The 19,296-nt window shown below is 59.6% G+C and carries 9 protein-coding genes; 3 read left to right on the top strand and 6 right to left on the bottom strand.

Going from position 1 to position 19,296, the window contains the following annotated elements:
* Positions 1-3: 3 nt before the first annotated feature.
* From NQ519_RS01510 to NQ519_RS01485, 6 genes are read right to left on the bottom strand one after another with little or no spacing between them, the layout of a single operon-like run.
* Complete coding sequence (locus tag NQ519_RS01510; protein ID WP_019149834.1) at positions 4-2,082, bottom strand: alpha-galactosidase; 2,079 nt, start codon at positions 2,080-2,082, stop codon at positions 4-6.
* Between the two features lie 13 nt (positions 2,083-2,095).
* Positions 2,096-4,183 carry a glycoside hydrolase family 36 protein gene (locus NQ519_RS01505; protein ID WP_083870924.1) on the bottom strand — a complete coding sequence of 696 codons (2,088 nt, stop codon included), beginning with the start codon at positions 4,181-4,183 and terminating at the stop codon, positions 2,096-2,098.
* Between the two features lie 34 nt (positions 4,184-4,217).
* The gene (locus NQ519_RS01500) at positions 4,218-6,170 is read right to left on the bottom strand and encodes an Ig-like domain-containing protein (protein WP_019149836.1); all 1,953 of its coding nucleotides are present in this window, start codon (positions 6,168-6,170) and stop codon (positions 4,218-4,220) included.
* 36 nt (positions 6,171-6,206) lie between these two features.
* Positions 6,207-6,785, bottom strand: coding sequence for a D-sedoheptulose-7-phosphate isomerase (locus tag NQ519_RS01495; RefSeq protein ID WP_019149837.1), 579 nt, complete (start codon positions 6,783-6,785; stop codon positions 6,207-6,209).
* Positions 6,786-6,797: 12 nt separating this feature from the next.
* Positions 6,798-7,760 carry an ROK family protein gene (locus tag NQ519_RS01490; RefSeq protein WP_019149838.1) on the bottom strand — a complete coding sequence of 321 codons (963 nt, stop codon included), beginning with the start codon at positions 7,758-7,760 and terminating at the stop codon, positions 6,798-6,800.
* Positions 7,761-7,784: 24 nt separating this feature from the next.
* Positions 7,785-10,193 carry a glycoside hydrolase family 2 protein gene (locus NQ519_RS01485; RefSeq protein ID WP_019149839.1) on the bottom strand — a complete coding sequence of 803 codons (2,409 nt, stop codon included), beginning with the start codon at positions 10,191-10,193 and terminating at the stop codon, positions 7,785-7,787.
* Between the two features lie 859 nt (positions 10,194-11,052).
* On the opposite strand from NQ519_RS01485, the gene NQ519_RS01480 reads away from it, so the two are divergent.
* From NQ519_RS01480 to NQ519_RS01470, 3 genes are read left to right on the top strand one after another with little or no spacing between them, the layout of a single operon-like run.
* Positions 11,053-14,325: a SusC/RagA family TonB-linked outer membrane protein gene (locus tag NQ519_RS01480; protein WP_259810576.1), complete on the top strand. Its 3,273-nt coding sequence runs from the start codon at positions 11,053-11,055 to the stop codon at positions 14,323-14,325.
* A 21-nt stretch (positions 14,326-14,346) separates the two neighbouring features.
* Complete coding sequence (locus NQ519_RS01475) at positions 14,347-16,203, top strand: RagB/SusD family nutrient uptake outer membrane protein (protein ID WP_026076342.1); 1,857 nt, start codon at positions 14,347-14,349, stop codon at positions 16,201-16,203.
* Between the two features lie 19 nt (positions 16,204-16,222).
* On the top strand, positions 16,223-19,294 hold the full coding sequence (locus NQ519_RS01470; protein WP_083870927.1) for a SusC/RagA family TonB-linked outer membrane protein: 3,072 nt from the start codon (positions 16,223-16,225) through the stop codon (positions 19,292-19,294).
* The last annotated feature ends 2 nt before the right edge of the window (positions 19,295-19,296 follow it).

Genomic DNA, 19,296 nt, shown 5'->3' with positions numbered 1-19,296 from the left:
GCTTTATTTTTTACCGTATTTGATCAACAACGACGAGCGGGGCTGTCCGATGCTCATCGTGAAACCGTCCATCAGTTGCCGGCCCGTGGCCTCCACGCGGTCGCCGTTGTCGGCGTTTTCCAACACGTAGGTCGCTTCGGGTTCCAGTCCGCGGAAACGCACGACTTTCCGTTCGTCGGGCGAGAGTTCGCGGCGGAAAGCCACCACATAGCCCGTCTGGTCCGAGGGACGCAGGAGCTGGTAGGCCAGCCAGATGTCGTCGCCCGTCATGTCGCCGTAGCCCGTCAGCGGGTAGTAGTCTTCGTAGAAGTAGGGGCGCACGGCGGCGAATTCGGCCATGCGGCGCTGCATCTCGGGGATCGACGAATCGGCGTTGGTGATCTTCCAGTTGTAGATGATCGTAGCGCTGAGGCTCGAACGGAAAGTGAAGGCGTCGGACTTGTGCGTGCCGGTTCCGTGTACGGGCAGCCACATGTTCAGTCCGTAGGTGTGGCATTGGTAGCCGATCGGTTCGCCGTAGTTGTAGTCGGTTCGCCAGAGCGGTGCCGACCGCGAGGTCGATTCGAGGTCGATGCGGCGGCCTCCCGAGGCGCAGTTGTCGATCACGAGGCCCGGAAACTCGGCCCGCAGGTAGTCCCAGAAAGCGTAGAGCCCCTCGATATAGCGGATTTCACAGATGCCCACGCGGTCGGGCTGGTCGTTGGCGTACCAGAAACCTTCGGGGTCGATATTGAAATCCTGCCGGTAGTAGTCGATGCGGTTGTCGCGGATGAGCTTGGCGATCTGCTCGCAGAACCACGTGCGGGCCACGGGGTCGCCCAGGTTGAAGAGGAACGAATCGACGCTTCCGCGTTTCACCCAGCCCGGCTGGGCCGCCTTGCTGCTGGCGTCGAGCATGAACTCGGGGTGCTGCATGGCCCAGTCGGAATCCTTCATCACGCGCTCGGGCTCGAACCACACCATGAACTTGCAGCCGGCGCGGTGGACCTCGTCGGCTACCGGGCCGAGGCCTTGCGGGAAGCGTACGCTGTCCACCGACCAGTTGCCCACGGTGTTGGCCCAGTTGTAGTGGTTCTTCCAGTCGGCGGCCTTGCTGTACCATCCGGCGTCGAGCCAGAAGACCTGCGGCAGCAGATCGAACTGCTTGTAGCGTTTCACGAGGGCCGTGGCGTAATCGGCTGTCATGCAGGTGTATTCGTTGCAGGGGGCGGGGTCGCCGTAGTTGAAGCTCGAACAGATCGGGAACACGGCGGGCTTGCCGTCGGCCGTGGGGTGGTGGTGGGCCAGCAGGAAGCGGCGCAGAAGGTTTTGACCGTCCATACGGTCGTCACCCTGCCACAGGAGCATGGCCGTCGAAGGAGTGCGGATCTCCTCGCCCGGAAGCAGGTAAGCGGCCAGGTTCTTCATGCCGGTCGCCACGCTGACGGCATTTGCCGCCGGGCGTGCGATGTCGGCTCTCCAGTTACCGGTCCATCCGATGGCTACGACCATGCCTCCCGTGGGCAGTTGGACGTTGAAAAAGGGAAAGGCGTGCGACGACGAGCGTCCGCCCTGCGGGTGCATCGAGTGCTCGTCGCCCACGGCCAGCTCGCGCGTGCGGGCGTGAAAGTCGGCCTTCGAGACGTGGCTTCCGTCGGCGTAGTGGAGCAGGTAGGCTCCCTTGGCTGTTGATTCAGGGATGATGTCCACGACCTTCACCTGCTCGATCTTCGGGGTGTTCTCCTCGGAGGTGTTGCGGAAGCGGAGCACCCACTCCATGGCGTTGAAATCCGCGAAAGTCTTCACGCGGCACTCGACGGCGAGCCCCGTCGCGGGGTCGGTATAGGTGTAGACGCGCTCGGTGACGTTCCGCTCCGTTGCGGGGAGCGTTTCGACGGTGTATTTCCAGTTGGCGATCGTCTTGCCCGAGGGCACGCCTCCGTAGACGAACGAGAAGGGTGGCACCTTGCCTTTGGCGAAAGCTCCGGCGACCCATTTTTCACATTCGGCGCCTTTGGCGGGAATGCGCAGGCGCGACTGGGCGGAGGTCTGTGCAGCGGTCAGCAGGAGTGTTGCGAGCAGTAGTCTGAACAAATGTTTCATGGCTTGTGGGGCTTCAGTTTTTGCAGTATTTTATCAGCAGCGAACTCTTCGGGTTGTCGAGACGAAGCGTCAGCCCTTCCGTCAGTTCCCGGCCGCTGCGAACGGTTTCGGCCTGCGTGTCGCAGTCCACGAGGGTATAGGAGGCGTCGGGCGTGAGTCCGCCCAGGCGCACGGTGTATTCCGCGTCGGGAGCGTCCTGGCGGCGGAATGCGACCACGATGCCCGAGTCGTCCGACGGACGGTGCATCTGGTAGGCCAGCCACACGTCGGAACCCGTGAGGTCGCCCGTTCCCGAGAGCGGATAATAATCTTCGTAGTAGTATTCGCGGATGTCGCGGTATTCCCGGATGCGCTGCTGCATGTCGAGGACCGAAACGCCCGGCTCGGTGACTTTCCAGTTGCACTGGAGCGCCGACGAGAGGCTCGAGCGGAACGAATACTGGTCCGGCAGCAGGATGCCCGTGCCGTGTATCGGCAGGAAGAAATTCAACCCGTAGGTGTGGCATTGGTAACCGTCGGGGTCATCGTAGTGGTAGTAGTCGCTGCGCCAGAGGGGTGCGCTGCGGCCGATGGACTCCCAGTCGAGGCGCTTGCCGCCTGAGGCGCAGTTGTCGATCAGCAGGCCGGGGAAGCGTTCCAACAGATAGTCCCAGAATTTGTAGAGGTTTTCGATGTGACGGATCTCCTTGATGCCGCTGCGGCCGGGCTCGTCGGCGTCGCGCCAGTAGCCGGCCGGAAGCATGTTGAAATCCTGTCGGTAATAGTCGATCCCGTTCTCTTCGATCAGGTCGCCGTAGTATTTGCAGAGCCAGTCGCACGCTTCGTCATTGCCCAGGTCGAACAAGTACCAGGTCGATTGTTCCGAGCCTTCGGGCCATTCGGTATCGAGCATCCACTCCTTGTGTTCCGTAGCCCACTGCGTGCCCTTCACGACGCGCTCGGGTTCGAACCACACCATGAATTTGGCGCCGGTCTCGTGCACGGCGTCCGATACGGGTTTCAACCCCTCGGGGAAGCGTTCCCGGTCGACCGTCCAGTTGCCCGTGGTGTTGGCCCAGCTCTTGCCGTGCCGGAAATCCCCGGCCCCGGTGTGCCATCCGGCGTCGAGCCAGAAAACGTCGGGCGTCAGTTCGAACATCGAGTAGCGGCGGACCATGGCGACGGCCCAGTCGGCCGTCAGACACGAATATTCGCCGCAGGGCTGCGGGTCGCGGTAGTTGAAAGCGCTGCAAAGCGGGTAGAAGGGGCTGCCGTCGACCTTGCGCGAATGGTGCGCGAGAACGAGGCGGCGGAAACGGTTGTGTCCGTTCATGCGGTCGCCGCTCCAGAACATCAGGGCGACCGAGGGCGTGCGGATCTGCTCGCCCGGATAGAGGTATAGATCGGTGTTCAGCATGCCCGCGGCCAGCGTCAGGCGGCTCGGGTCACGCTTCTCGAGGTCGGCGAACCACGTTCCGGTCCAGCCGACGGCGACCATCACGCCCTGCCGCGAAGCTTCGGATTCGAGGTTGAAGAAGGGAAACGCCTCCTCCGACGAACGGCCTCCGTGGGGTTCGATGTGCAACGGCTGCTCCGTGCGGAACTCCGCGGTGCGGGGCGCATAGTCGGCCTTTGAAATCTTGTTGCCTTCGGCATAGTGGATTTTCAGCGCTCCGGCGGCGGGGTAGACCATGTCGAAATCCGCGATCTTCACGCGTGTAAGTTGCCCGGAATTCTCTGCCGACGTATTGCGGAAATGCAGCACCCATTCCACGGCCCGGAACTCGGGGTACCCCTTGACATCGCAGACCACTTCGAGTCCGCTGCGGGGGTCGGTGTAGGTGAACGTGCGCAGTACGACATTCTTGTCCGTCGATGCGGGCGCCGTGCGGCTCCAGCGCCACGAGCGGAGGAACTCCTCCGACGGCTTCTCGTCCAGGATGAATGAGAACGGCGGCAGTTGGCCTTTGGCGAAGCGGCTGTCGATCCAGCGGGCGATGTCTGTCTTGTCGCCTTGCATGTGCAAACGCACCTGCGCTGACGCTGGGATTGCTCCCAGCGCCAGCAACAGGGCACTTGTCAGGGCGATGATGGTACGTCGGTAATTGATTACGGGTTTCATCGTCTGTTTTCAGGGTTTGTAATTCGGTTTTTTATCATTCGGCATCCTGTTCCGCAGGGCAGAGATCGTCGATCGTGGTATGCGTGTGTTTGATCTTGACGCCGCCGCCGTCGTAACCCTCCAGTGCGTAGCTCCAATCGGTAACGGTGAAGCCGTCTTTGAGTGCCTGGATCACGGGGTTGTTGTCCACCCATTTGTCGTAACCGGGCTTTTCGCCGTTCTCGCCCTTGTTCGCGGACGACAGGTTCCGGTACCAGTAGTGTTCAACGTCGATATGGCGTTCGCGGCCTTCGGCATCGGCGGCCGTCGCCCAGGTGATCGTGAAGTCCTCCTTGTTTTTGAGGATGTACATGTAGGGGAACCACGAGTCGGGACGCTGGCTGTTGTAGCCTTCGCCCAGGGCGTTGTTCAGCAGGCGAGCCCGTTCGATCTTGTTGCCGTCGAGCCAGAGCTGGCGCAGACGGCCGCAGTTCGAGATGTCGATCTCTTTGAGCTTGTTGTTTTTCGCGCTGATCGAATATACGACCAGCATGCGGTCCTTGTCCGAGCTGTCGCCGTTGGCCGTGCCGAGGTTGATGCCTTCGAGCTGATTGCCGTCGAGCCTCAGTTCGTTCAGGGCGATGCAGTTGCGCAGGTCGATGGTTCCGGTGAGCGACTGCGAGGACAGATACATCTGCGTCACTTTGCAGGCGTGCTCGTCATCGGTATAAGTGCCGAAATTGATGCTTGCGATCTTGTTGAGCCCCGATCCTGCGTCGCCCCAGGCGTGCAGCAGCGTGGCGTTGGGGAACTGGGTCATGTCGAGCGATTCGATCGACGAGTTGGCGACGTAGACGCGGTTCACGCTCGTCAGAGGCCCGTAGAGGTCGGTCAGCGGTTTGATCGAAGTGACTCCTGTCGCATAGGTGAGGTCGAGCGTCTCGGCGGTGAAGCCGGCGAGGGCGGCATCCTTTTTCCATACCCGGAACTCTTTGGTCTCCTCGTTGTAATCGACGATCCTGCCCGGCATGTAGCTGCGGCGGGTAATACCCTCTTCGTTGGCACGCATCGAGGGATCGGTGGGAACCACTTCGTCCTCGCCCGTCAGGTAATAGCCCAGATGATAGGGTATCGCTACGAATTGATCGTCCGGATGCAAGTAGGCTTCGGCCTGTTTCACGCCGCCGCGTAGCACGGTCAGCTTGTAGGAACGGTCGCGCGATGCGGCGGCAGGCAGTTCGAACGTCGCATTCTGGGCGGTTACGTTGGCGACATCGGCTTCGGCGCTGTATTCATCTCCGGCCACCGCCTCGATCTTCACCTTGTCGCCGGCCTTGAAGCCCGGAGCGGTCATTGTGACGGTATTGCCTTGAATTTCGCTCAGGTAGGGTATCGTTATGCCTTCGATCGCGGGACTCGATACGGTCACCTTGCAGGTCGCGGTCTTCTCGTCGATGGTCAGGGTGATGTCCGTCGTACCTTCGGTCAGGGCCGTCACGGTACCGTCGTCGGCGATGGTCGCAACCGTCTTGTCGCTCGAATCCCATGCGGCTTCCTGGTTGGTGGCGTTCTCGGGGTTGATCGTGTAGGTCAGTTTCTCGGTCTTGCCGACGAACAGGGCCAGTTCGGTCTTCGAGAGTTCGATCTTTTCGACACGGATCGGGGCCGGGGTGACGGTGAGCGTCGCCTTGCCGTTTTTGCCGCCGCAGAGTGCCATGATCACGGCTTCACCCTCGGCCACGCCGGTCACGACGCCTGTCGATTCGTCTACCGTAGCGGTTTCCGGCGTGCGGGATATCCACTTCACGCTCTTGTCCGTAGCGTTCTCGGGCAGCACTTCGGCTTTCAGGGTGAGGGTGGTCCCTGCGACGACGCTGCCGGTCGCCGGGGTGACCTTGACTTCGGCGACGGGAATTGTCTCGACTTCTTTCGTGTCGTCGTCGCTGCACGAGACGGCGACCGTTGCGAATGCCGTCAGGACGGCAATGGCGGAAAAGATTTTTTTCATAATAGGTTGGAATTTAGGGTGTCATGTCTTGTGCGGTCAGAAGCCCAGCTCTTTTTCGAGGGCTTCGATCACGATGTGGATAACTTTGATGTGTATCTCCTGAATGCGGTCCGAATGGGGCGTGCGGGGGGCCAGAAGCGCCACGTCGGCCGTTTCGGCCAGCCGGGAGGGGCCTTCGGCGGTGAGCGCCACGACCTTCATGCCCAGGCGGCGGGCCGCCGCGGCCGCGGCGACGACGTTCTGCGAATTGCCGCTGGTCGAGATGGCCAGCAGCACGTCGCCGGGTTTGCCGAACGCCTCGACCCAGCGGACGAAAATGTCCCCGAACGAGAAGTCGTTGCCCACGCAGGTCATGTAGGCCGGATCGTTGATGGCCATGGCCGCCAGCGGGCGTCGGTTCTCGCGGAAACGTCCGGTGAGCTCCTCGGCGAAATGGGCGGCGTCGCACAGCGAACCGCCGTTGCCGCAGCTCATGATCTTGCAGCCGCTGCGGAGCGCTTCGGCCATTGTGTCTACGATCGCCTCCATCGTCGGAAGGGTCCGGGGCGAGGCGAGGAAATCCGCCAGCGCGTCGTTCGCCTCGCGGAGGCTGTGTTCGATAATCTGCCGTTTCATCTTCGTACGGTTTTATGCGTTGGCGGCCACCGACAGCGCCGCATAGTCGCCGATCGCCTCGCCCAACGCCGCGGGAACCACGCGGCAGACACGCCGGGCGTGGGAGAGCGCTTCGCGGGCGACGACCTCCTCCATATAGGGTTTCATCAGGCTCTCGTTGCGGGCGTAGATGCTGCCGATGACGATCATCTCGGGGTTGATCAGGTCGATGACGATCGACAGCCCCCTGCCCAGGTAGCGGGCCGAAGTGCGGTAGATTTCCATCGCCAGGGCGTCGCCGTCTGCGGCGGCCTGTGCCACCAGCCGGGCGTCGATCCTGTCGGTATCGCCCTCGGGGCACCACGCGACCTTTTCGCCCATCTGCAGGCGCTCCTTTACGGCGAACTGCGCCAGCTGGCGGATGCCGCCGCCGCTGCAGAATCCTTCGAACGAGCCGCATTTGCCGTAACCCACGGGCCCGAAATCGCTCAGGCGGATGTGCCCCAGCTCCCCGGCGTTGTCGTTGGTTCCGGTGTAGATGCGTCCGTCGAGGATCAGCCCGGCGCCGAGGCCCGTGCCGAAGGTCAGGAAGACCATGTTCCGGGTGCCCGCCCCGGCTCCGAACTGCCATTCGGCCAGCGCGCAGGCGTTGGCGTCGTTGTGGATGGCGGTGCGGATGCCGAACTCCTTTCCGAAGATTTCGACGATGGGGATGTTGTCCCAGCCGGGCAGGTTGGGGGGCGACATCACCACACCCGTGCGGCTGTCCAGCGGGCCTCCGCAGCTGATGCCGATGGCCCGGGTGTTGCCCGCGTCGAGGCCGTGGCGTCCCATGACGTTCCGGATGCTGGTTTTGAGCTGCTCTATGGTCCGGGCGACGTCGGAGGTGCGGAAACACTCCTTATCGAGGATCGTTACCCGGTTGCCCTCCTGCTGTCCGTAGGTGACGGCGCATTTGGTGCCTCCGATGTCGACGCCGATGATGTTTTCTTTCATGTTCGTTGTAGCCATTATGTGTATTTAGAGATCGTATATTTTCGTTTTGCGCAGCAGTTTGCGGTATTCGTCCAGCCGGAACGGCGCCCGGCCGTAGAGATAGTGGTTTTTGAACGAGCCTTCGGGCGTCGTGTATTCGATCAGCAGGATGCCCTGGCCCTGCATTTCGGGCAGGCGGGCGATCTCCGCACGGGCGTTTGCCCCGACGGTGTAGCTGCCGCGGAAGATTTCGCGTCCCGAGGCCGCGTCGCTGACGCGGACCGTACCCTCGGCGGCGCTGCGCGTGTCGTTGGTGGCGACGAGCGGGTGGCTGCCGTCCGCGGCGTCGTTGATCAGCACGCAGACGTTGCGCTGCACGTTGCGCAGGAACCGGTAGGCCATTTTGGGCGAGAAGTAGTAGTCGACCACGGCGTCGGAGATCACGGGCCATCCGTCGCGGATGTTCCACCACAGGATGCCGGTCTTCGGGGCGAACTTGTTGCCGCGGTAGATCTCGACGAAGAATTTCATCGCCTCGGCCTGCACCGACTGCGACGCGAAGATGAAATCGTCGAGCCGGGTCGGCACTTCGCCGAAGAGCAGTCGGACCTGGTTGATCATCAGGTTGTTGCGCTCGGGCGTATAGCCCCACTCCCGGAAGATGCGCACGGCCTTGGTGAGCCAGTCCTCATTCCAGCGGAACTCTTTCCTGTCGGTCCACGGGTAGACCGTTTCGGCCGGGAACATCTTTTCGAGGCTCGGCCGGTTGGGCATGCCGTGGTAGCCGATTTCGCTGACGAAAAGACAGTTGGCGTTGGTGTAGAACGGGTCCTTGTAGTAGCCGCGGGGACCCCACAGGTGGTCTTCGGGCAGCAGGGCGGTGCTGTAGCCCTGCCGGCAGACCTCTTCGCTCCAGTAGGGCGACGAGGGGAGGTAGCTGCGCGAGGGGTCGAGCTCGTAGAGCACCATCGGGATCACCTGCCGCGACACCACGTCGCGGTTGGGGTCGATGCGGAACGGCGCCAGCGTCCCGATGGTCAGCGTCTGGTCGTTCTCGTTGTTGCCCGACCAGAGGGCGATCGAGGGGTGCGAGCGCAGTTTCATCACCACGGAAGTCACTTCGCGCTCGATGGCGCGGGCGAATTCGTCACGCTGCGAGTAGAACGTGCATCCCATGCCGAAGTCCTGCCACACCATCACGCCGTTCTCGTCGCATAGTTCGTAGAAGCGGGTGTCCTCGTAGACGTTGCCGCCCCAGCAGCGGATCATGTTGCAGTTCAGGTCGGTGACCAGGCCGAACGTGCGGTCGAGCCATTGCGTGTCGCGGCTGTGGAGGGCGTCCATCGGGGTCCAGTTGCTGCCGCGGGCGAAAATTTTCTCGCCGTTGACGACGAAGCAGAAACGGCCCGGATTCTCGGGCGTGTGGGTCGGGGTGAAATCGAGGCGCACGGTGCGGATGCCGATGCGGCGGCGGTCGATGTCGAGCGTATTGCCGGCTTCGTCCATGAGCTTCACCTCGGCGTCGTAGAGCGCCGGTTCGCCATAGCCGCGAGGCCACCAGAACTCGACATCCCCGAGTCCGAGGATGTGGCGTGCGGCATGCGATGTCACCTTGGCGCGGTACATGGCCACTTGTTTGCCGTTGCGGCTCAGTGAAAATTCGGTCGTGATCCTGCCGTCCTGCATCGAGGTCGGCAGCGAGATTGTGTAGTCCAGGAAGACCGTGGCCTGCTTGTTGGGAACGTCCACGGAGGTCGTGAACCAGTGTACGTCACGCAAATGCACGGGTTTCAGCACCTCCAGCTCCACGCTGCGCCACAGTCCGGCGCTCACCAGCCGCGGCATGATGTCCCAGCCGTAGGTGTGGGGTGCACGGCGTGCGTAGACCGATTCGACTTGTGCGAAATTGATGCTGATCGTCGGCGGAATGTACTGGCGGCCCTCGATCACCGACGAACGGATGTAGACCTCCAGCGTGTTTTCTTCGCCGGCGGGTTTCAGCGCTTCGGTCACATCGAAGCGGTGTTCGATGAGCATGTTGTCAGCCGATCCGACCTGACGGCCGTTGACCCAGATGTCGGCATAACAGTCGATACCGTTGAAATTGAGCCGGATGCGGTCGCCGTCCGCATGTTCGGGGGTGGCGAACGTACGGCTGTAACGCCATTGGTAACCTTCCCACGGGCGCAGGTCGTAGACATTGCTGCCGATTTCGGGCTGCTCGATCAGCCCCGCGGCCAGCAGGTCCAGTTCCACGTTCCCCGGAACGGTCGCGTCGATGGTTTTCATCTCGACTTGCCGGGCGTCGGCAGGCGACACGATCGGAGTGTCTCCCTGGGGCCAGTAGTCGAGCCTCCATTTGCCGTCGAGCGAACTCTTCTCGCCGGCCGTCAGACTTCCTGCTGCGAACAGCAGCGCGAGGGTGGCGGTCAGTTTGGTGAATGTCGTGTTCATATCGGATTTATCTTTTTCTTGGTTTGTTTTACTTTGCTCGATTAAGCTATGTTTTTGCGCGCTGAAAGCCGGGTTCGTACTTTTTGGACGGCTCCGGACCGCGAAAAGAGCCTTTCGGTGGCCTTTTCGCGGCCGTGTGAATGCCGTCACAACAACCTAAACATCTACTTAACCGTTAAAATTCGATTGTAAAATTACCGCTTTTTTTTGAATATCAAAATTTATTGCCTTGTTTTTATTAAAAAAGCGTCTGCTTTTTTATGGAACCCGTCCGTTTGCAGACAGGGGGCTATCTTACGTTGGCTCTGCCTGTTTGCGGAGGAGATATTTGAAAAATATTTATTAATTAATCGGTTATTTTTCAAGCCCGATATTATATATAGGTATTGTAAAAAGTCGAATTTTTTCTGCTTTTTTCTTGTAAAATCGGCAGGCATTTCGAATTTTTACTTATATTTGTGTTGGAGAAACGGGTTTTTGACTGCCGATTGCTTTATCAATTAAGTGGAAAACCGGTTCCGATAAGAAGCGAGTGAAGATGTGCCGGAGTGGAATGGGTGCGGCAGGGTGCAGACGGGTATGACAGTACCTTGATTGGTAAATGACTGTTATGCAGTGCGGTATTCTGTCGGCACATGCGGATTGAGCCAGTTCCGAGTCTGATTTCGGATGATTCGGGTGAAGATGAATCCCTATGGCAGACCGTAAATTTGCCGGTTCATCTTTTTTAAGCCCTGTTTACTTAAACGTTTAAGTAGATTCGGAACTGCACGATGCTCCGGTATTCGGAAATACCCAAACGGAACCGCCTCCGGGCGTTCCTTAATAAACAGATACAAGAAACTACAAATTATCGCCTATGAATCATTTCAAACTACCGTGTCAGCGATTCTGCACCGGAGTGGTCAGGTGGCTCGCGGTCGGCGCGTGGATGATCGCGCTGTGTATGCCGGGCAGTCTGTTTGCCCAATCGCATGAAATTACCGGCAAGGTCCTCGATGAAAACGGCATGCCCGTCGTGGGTGCCAACATTATCGTTGACGGCACCACTATCGGAACCAACTCCGGGTTGGACGGCTCATTCAAGCTCACCGTTTCCCCCCCCCACAAAACGGTGTCCGTCATGTATTTGGGGTACAAAACTGCCAAACTCGAATTAGGTTCCCGCACTGATTTCACCGTAAAACTCGAACCCGACCGCAAAGTGATCGACGAGGTGGTCGTGGTCGCCTACGGTACCCAGAAAAAGGTTTCCGTAACCGGTTCGGTCGCTTCGGTCGGCAACACCGACCTGAAGCGCGCTCCGGTTTCCAACTTCTCCACGGCGCTGGCGGGTCGTCTGCCGGGTCTGACCGTGACGCAGACCTCGGGACAGCCCGGCGCCGAGAAGGTCAACATGAAACTGCGCGGCGTCAGCACCACCGGCGACTCTTCGCCGCTGATACTGATCGACGGCGTGCCCCGTGACGACCTCAGTTCGCTCGATGCCAACGAGGTCGAGAACGTGACCATCCTCAAGGACGCCGCCGCGACGGGCGTATTCGGCGTCCGCGGCGCCAACGGCGTGATTTACGTCACCACGCGCCGGGGCAGCGTCGGCAAGGCCGCCGTGACCATCACGGCCGACTACGGCTTCCAGCAGATTCTCTGGCGCGGCGCCATGAAGATGGATTCGTGGGACTATGCCGCCCTGCTGAACGAGCGTGCGGCCAACGACGGCAAATCGCCCGTGTACAACGAATGGCAGATCGAGCAGTTCCGCAGCGGGGCCGATCCCACGTTCTTCCCCAACCGCGACCCCTATGACGAATATACCCAGATGGGTTCGCAGTGGAAGATCAACGCCAACGTTTCGGGCGGTACGGACCGTCTCCAGTACTTCATGAACGCCTCCTATATCGACCAGGGCAGCGTTTTCAAGTTCCTGCCCGAATCGACCCGGGGCTATGACCCGAGCTTCTGGCTCAAGCGCGTGAGCGTGCGTGCGAACATCGACTACAAGATCACCGACGACCTGAAATTCAGCCTCAATGTCAGTTCTTACCTCAACAAAGTCAACCGGATCGTCTGGGGTGATGGCCTCGACACTTCGAACGATCTTAATTTCGATGCCGCCGGTACCACCTATATTCTGGGCGGTCTGAACCGCGTGCCGCCGACAGCACCCGGTCCTGCGCTTCCCGCAGGTGCCACCGACAAGAACGGCGATCCGCTGCCCGAAGGCGGCTGGGTGCAGGACGGTTCGGGTTATCAGCTCTATCCGCGTATGAACATGGGTGGTTACATCCGACAGATGAAGACCACGGTCAATACCAGCGCTTCGCTCGACTGGGATATGAAGAAACTGGTGAAGGGCCTGAAATTCCGCGCCATGTTCTCCTACGACCTCTATGCCTCGGGCTTTACCAAGGCGACGCAGGCTTACAACCGCTACGGTTTCTATCAGGCCAAGAGCCCCGACGAGGAGTCCTACTGGACTTGGGACCATACCGACGTTGCGTTCGACGGCATCCATGCCGATACCGAAGGCCTGAGTTTCCTGAATGGCGGCCGCGGACAGAGCTCCTACTACAAGTTTAACACGCAGCTTTCGCTCAATTACGACCGGTTGTTCAACGAGAAACACGACGTGCATGTCATGGTGCTCGGCCAGCTGGATAACTCGGTCAGCAATTCGGCGGCTTCGCTCTATCTGCCCTATAACATGCTCTACATGTCGGCCCGTGCGACCTATACTTTCGACAACCGCTATACGGCCGAGGTCAACGTGGGTATCAACGGTTCGGAGCAGTTCTCCAAGGAGAACCGTTGGGGTATTTTTCCCGCCGTTTCAGTGGGCTGGACGCTCAGCGAGGAGAAGTTCTTCAAGGACAACATCGACCGCAAATGGATCGATTTCTTCAAGATCCGCGCATCGTACGGTATCGTGGGTAACGACCGTCTGGGCGAGAGCCGATTCCTCTATTTGGACGACGTGCGCGTGGCTTACAATCAGGGCTGGGTGACCGACGGCACCGTTCTTTCGTCGCTGGGACGCGGCAACTACGTCGCCACCTCGCTGCTGGGCAATCCTGATCTGAAATGGGAAAAGGCACGGCAGCAGAACTACGGTCTCGACATCAATTTTCTGAACGGTTTTTCGTTCAACTTCGACTATTTCAGGGAAATGCGCGAAGATATTCTCGTCGCCCGTTCGACGGTTCCCCTTGTTCAGGGTCTTCCCTCCTCGGTACTGCCCCGCGTGAACATGGGCAAGGTCCAGAACCACGGCTACGAGATGGTGCTCGGGTGGCAGAAAGCTTTCGGCAAGGATTGGTTCATCCATGTTTCGGGCAACTATAACTTCGCCCGCAACAAGGTGCTCGAAGCCGATGAGGTGCGTCTGCCGACGGGCCGCGACGGCTATCTCTATCCCTATCGTCAGACCGGTTTCCCGATCGGGCAGACCTGGGTGTTGCAGGTCGATTACAAGGACGGCGCCGGCAACGGCTATATCAATACTGAAGAGGATCTGGCGAAGTACAGTGCCATGTACAGTAAGGGCGGATTCGTCAATGCTTTCCTGGGACAGTGGAAATTCGTCGATCAGAACGGTGACGGGCAGATCGACATCAAGGACCAGATTCCGTACGGTTATCCATCCGGAACGCCTGAAATCACCTATGGCGCGTCGATGTCGCTGTCATGGAAGAATCTGGATTTCAGCATGCAGTGGCAGGGCGTTGGGCATAAGCAGGGCGTGTATTCCCTGGGTATGTTCGGCAACGGCCACCTGACCGGCGAGTGGGAGACCCACGCATGGACCAAAGAGCGTTTCGAGCGCGGTGAGAAGATCACCTATCAGGCGCTCCGGTCCGGTTATACGCTGGCGGGCAACGGCGTGAACGACCGCAACGACTATGTGGTCAGCGATATGTCCTACGTCCGGCTGAAAAATCTGGAAATCGGTTTTTCGCTTCCGCAAAAGTGGATGAAGCGTATGGGCATCGGCGGAATCCGCCTCGCCGTTTCGGGTCAGAACCTTTGGAGCACCAACAACATGAAGGCGCATAGTTTCGACCCCGAGCAGGACAACGAGAACCAGTATCCGCTGACGCGCAATATCAGTTTTTCCGTACAGCTCAAACTCTAAAACCTCAAAATCTCAGCGATTATGAAAATCATACGATATGTCGGTGCTGTGTTGCTGGCGGCTTTCGCGGGTCAGGGGTGTTCGCTTCTCGACACTACGCCGGACGGCCGCGAGACGCTCGACCAGATCTTCGCCGACCACGACAAGACGGCCGCTTACCTGAATACCTGTTACAGCAAACTTCCGACGAAGGGTACCTCCTATTATTGGGTCTGCAACGCTCCGACAGCGCTTTCGGACGAAGGCTACCTGGTTTCGGGAACGATCAACGACGCCATTCCCGCCAAGATGTACACGAGCGGCGGCACGGCCTCTTCGCATCCGGTACGCGACTACAGCGATGATGAGAACTATTACAGCGCTTACATGTTGCAGTTGCGGTATTGCACGACTTTCCTGCAATACATCGACAAGGCGGGTGTCAATTCCGAGAGCGAGCGTGCCCGCTGGCGCGCCGAGGCGCACGTGCTGCGCGCCTATTATATGCTGGAAATGCTCAAATGGTTCGGAGCTTTCGCCTATGAACCGAACGGCTATCCCGACGATTACGACTACTCGACGCTGAAAAAGCGTACTGTCTGGGAGCTCGCCGAACTGATCGACGCCGAGTGTACGGCCGCCATCGATACGAACGAACTGCCGTGGCGGATCGACAACCCCTCCGATGTCAAGCGTATGACCAAGGCGCTGGCATGGTGCATCAAGTCGAAGGCTTACCTGTTCGCCGCCAGCCCGGTACACAGCGAGGATTATTCCGCCGACCAGAAGGCGTCGCATTGGAAAACGGCTTTCCAGGTGAATCAGCAGGCCGTGGAGGCGCTCGAATCCAACGGTTATTCGCTCAAAACGTCTGTTTCCAATCCCCGACTCTATACGGGCAAGGCGGCAGCCTACAAGGAGCTGTTCACGTCGATTTCGCTGACATCGGCCGATGACCGGGAGACGATCTACCAGGCCACCAGCCGGCAGAATTACATCGACCACAATTATATCGGCGCTCTGAACTGGCCTAACAATACGACCCGTGCCGGCGTCGTGCCGACTCAGGAGATGGTCGATGCCTATGAAGTGCTGAACGCCGACGGAACCGTGGCCGAACCGCTGCTGGACCTTGCCAATCCCTATACGGCCACCAAGACACCCAACTACAACCAGAAAGCGCTGGATCTGGGATATGATCCCGACGATCCCTATGCGGCTCCCCGCGATCCGCGCATGGAGGCTTGCATCATCCGCAACGGCGATAAGATTCTGTGGGGCGGGGAACTGCGTACCGTCGAAACCTTTGTCGGCGGCGAGAACGGGGTCAGCGACGACACCAGCGAGAACCGCTTTACGCGCACCGGTTACTATTACCGGAAATACATCGCGCCCGATGTCGATGCTACCGACAACAAGGTCGATGCGGCGCCCTGGAAGTTCTTCCGGCTGGCGGAGATCAAGCTCAATCTGGCCGAAGCCGCCGCCGAGGCCGGGGAGCTGGACGTTGCCAAGGCGCAGGTGAACGACATCCGCAGCCGCGTGGGCATGCCGGCCCTGCCGGACGATCTGACGCAGGCGGAGATGATCTTGCGGGTAAGGCACGAACGTATGGTGGAGCTCTGCTACGAGGAGTGCCGCTATTTCGATGTCCGCCGCTGGGCCGAGGCTTTCGCCGGTTCGCAGCTCTACCAGCAGTATTTCAAGATTCCCTGCGAGAGGCTGACCGTCATGTGGATCACGAAGAATCCCGACGACACCTACACTTATGAGCGCCGGACAGACCTCCTGCGGAACGCCAGTACGCAGCCGCGCGACGTGCTGCTTCCGATCCCCGAAACCGAGGCGAACAACCTCTATTCGCTGACCAACAAGCGCTGGCAGAATTCCGGGTGGTAATTTTTAACAGGAAACGATTATGAGAATACAGATCAAACATACAGTATTATTGCTCGCGGCCCTCGTCGCCTTTCCGTGCGGCGTCCTGACGGCGCAGGAGATCCGGACTCCCGATGCCGGAGCCGTGAGCGCCAAAGGGGCCGTTACGGACGCTGCCGGCGAGCCGCTTTATCAGGTGGAGATCACCGATCCTGCCGGGAAAATACTCGGAACTACCGACCTGTACGGCCGTTTCGAACTGCGGACGGATGTTCCGAGCCTCTGTTTCCGTACGGCAGGCTACGGCAATGTTTCGCTGCCCGTGTCGCCCGATATGAAGGTGACGATGCGCACGGATGCGTCGTCCAAGGACGACTTGCTGGATTACGGTTACGGCGTGGTCCGCCGCCGCGGAACGCTCAGCGAAGCGGTTTCGGCCATTCGGGGCAGACAGCTCGAAGACGTGCCCAATGCAAGTCTCAGTCAGTTGCTCGAAGGGCAGATCCTGGGACTGGGAACGCTCGAATACTCTTCGGACCCGGGCAATGCGGGCGTATACAAATATGTCCGCGGAATCTCCTCGACCCAGGGCACGCAGCCGCTGTTCGTCGTGGACGGCATCGTCATGCAGGATTATAACATCGAATACCTGACGGCCGCCGAGATCGACAACATCGTGCTCCTGAAAGACGCTGCCGCCACGGCCATCTACGGTCTGAAAGGCGCCAACGGCGTGATTGTGATCAATACCAAATCGGGGCTTCCCGGCACCTTCGACGTGCGGGTCACGGCCGATTTCTCCTTGCAGCAGATCGCCCGCAAACCCGAGAGGACCTCTTCCTATGAGTACGCTTCGCTTCGTAATCAGGCGTGGGAGAACGACGGCTCGGTGGGGGCGGCTCCCTTCTCCGCCGACCAGATGGCCCGGATCAGGTCGGGCAACGATCCGCTCTATCCCGACAACGATTATTATAATAACTTCGTGCGTAATTTCGGTACGATGGAGCGGCTGGGCGTCAGCCTCAGCGGCGGCAGTCAGCGCACGCGCGTCTGGTCGAACATCAACTTCATGAACCAGACTTCGCTCCTGAAGCAGGAGACCGACGAATACGCGGCCGCTCCGCGCCGCTTTTGGGTGAACTTCCGTGCGAAGATCGACGTGGACATCTCCAAGCACGTCCGCGCCTTTGCCGGTGTTTCGGGCAATGTGCGCAACGACCGTCTGGCCGGGAACAGCTATACCAACGAAAGTATTTACGGTTCGATTTTCCAACAGCCCCCGACGATGATCGGCCCCACGACCGAGGACGGCCGCGTGACGACGATGGAGACCCTCTCCGTGCCGACATACGGCATCCTGAACCGTTCGGGATACACCAAATATACGGGTATGTACGCCTCGACGTATGCCGGCGTTACGGTCGATCTCGACTTCGTCACGCGCGGACTGAGCGTCACGGGCAAACTGGCCTTCCAGTCGAGCAACGATCGTTATAACTACATGACGCAGGATTTCAGCCGCTATTATTACGACTATACGAAAGGGGATTTCGTGCAGCTGGGTTCCAATCTGAACACCAATCTGACGGGCGGGGCCTCCGGCATGTTCCAGTATGCTATCAGCTACATCGCCCAGCTGGACTACAAACGCTCGTTCGGCAAACACGCTGCGGAGGCTCATCTCTATACGTATTTCACCAACGAGCAGCTGGATGACGTGAATGCCGATTACCCGGCCGTGGGATTCCCGCACGACGACCACAACACGGGCCTGAACCTTTCGTATGCCTACGACGACCGCTATGTGGTCGGCGCGACGTTCGGACTGACGGCTTCCGACGTTTTCTCCCGCAGCAACCGTTACACGTTCGTTCCGTCTTTCTCGGCGGCCTGGGTCGCTTCGAACGAGGCGTTCCTGCGCGATGTGAAGTGGCTGAGCCTGCTGAAAGTGCGCGCCTCCTACGGCGAGGTGGCTCTTGACGATTTCGAGGTGGGCAACTACCGCTACATGTACGAGGACTATATCAAGAAAAACGGTGATGTCCGTCTGCTGGGCAATCCCGATCTCGAACCCGAGATCCACAAGATCCAGAATTACGGCCTCGATCTGGGGCTTTGGAACAAGCTGAACCTGACGTTCGACTATTTCAGCCGCCGCACCGACAATATGCTTATCGAGGGCGGTGCCCGGATTCCGGCCTATCAGGGCATCTATGTCGCCAACTACCAGAAGGTCAACGAGGGCAAGATGAAGAACCGCGGCGTCGAGCTGGGCGTCTCCTATGCGACGGACCTCGGCCGGGGCTGGGGCATCCATGCCGGCGTGAACTACACCCATGCGAAAAACGAGGTAATCTATACGGGCGAGATGCCTTATCCCGGCGATGGCAGCGGATACAAGGGCTATGCCTGTTCCTACCGGGTGGACGGTTACCCGCTGGGCCAGCAGTTCGGTTATCTGGTCGATCGCAGTAACGGCAGCGGCTACATTTCGACCGACGAGGAGCTGGCGAAATATACGAAGATGTATTCCGGGATCGGAATACCGCGCAAGGGCGACCTTATTTACAAGGACGTGAACGGTGACGGCGCGATCAACGAGAAGGACCTGTCGCCCATTGGCAAGGGTACCCTCCCGACCGGTTTCACGACCATCCGTGCCGGTTTCAGCTGGAAAGGGTTCGAACTGGACCTGATGTTCCAGGGCGTGACGGGTTACTACGGTTCGGTCGCCTATCAGACGGAGCGCGACGCCAGCGGTGTTTACAACGACTTGCACAAGGCTGCCTGGACTCCCGAACGCTTTGCCGCGGGGCAGGAGATCAAGTATCCGGCCCTGAGCTACAACAGCGCTTCGACCAGCTCCGAGGACAGCGATTTCAACATCGTTGACCGTTCGTTCTGGCGGTTGAAAAACGCATCGCTCTCCTATACGCTTCCGGCGCGCCTGATGCGCAATGCGGGCATCAAGCGGCTGAAGATCGTGCTGAGCGGGCAAAACCTTTTCACGGTGTCGGGCCTCGACTCGAAGGTGATCGACCCCGAAACGGGCAGTATGACCAAGCTGCCGCCGATGCGCGTGATCAACCTGGGCGTGAAACTCGATTTTTAATC

Source organism: Alistipes senegalensis JC50 (assembly GCF_025145645.1).
In the GTDB taxonomy this organism is placed as follows: domain Bacteria; phylum Bacteroidota; class Bacteroidia; order Bacteroidales; family Rikenellaceae; genus Alistipes; species Alistipes senegalensis.
Note: the sequence above shows the minus strand (reverse complement) of the source record. Positions and strands in the feature narration are given on the sequence as shown.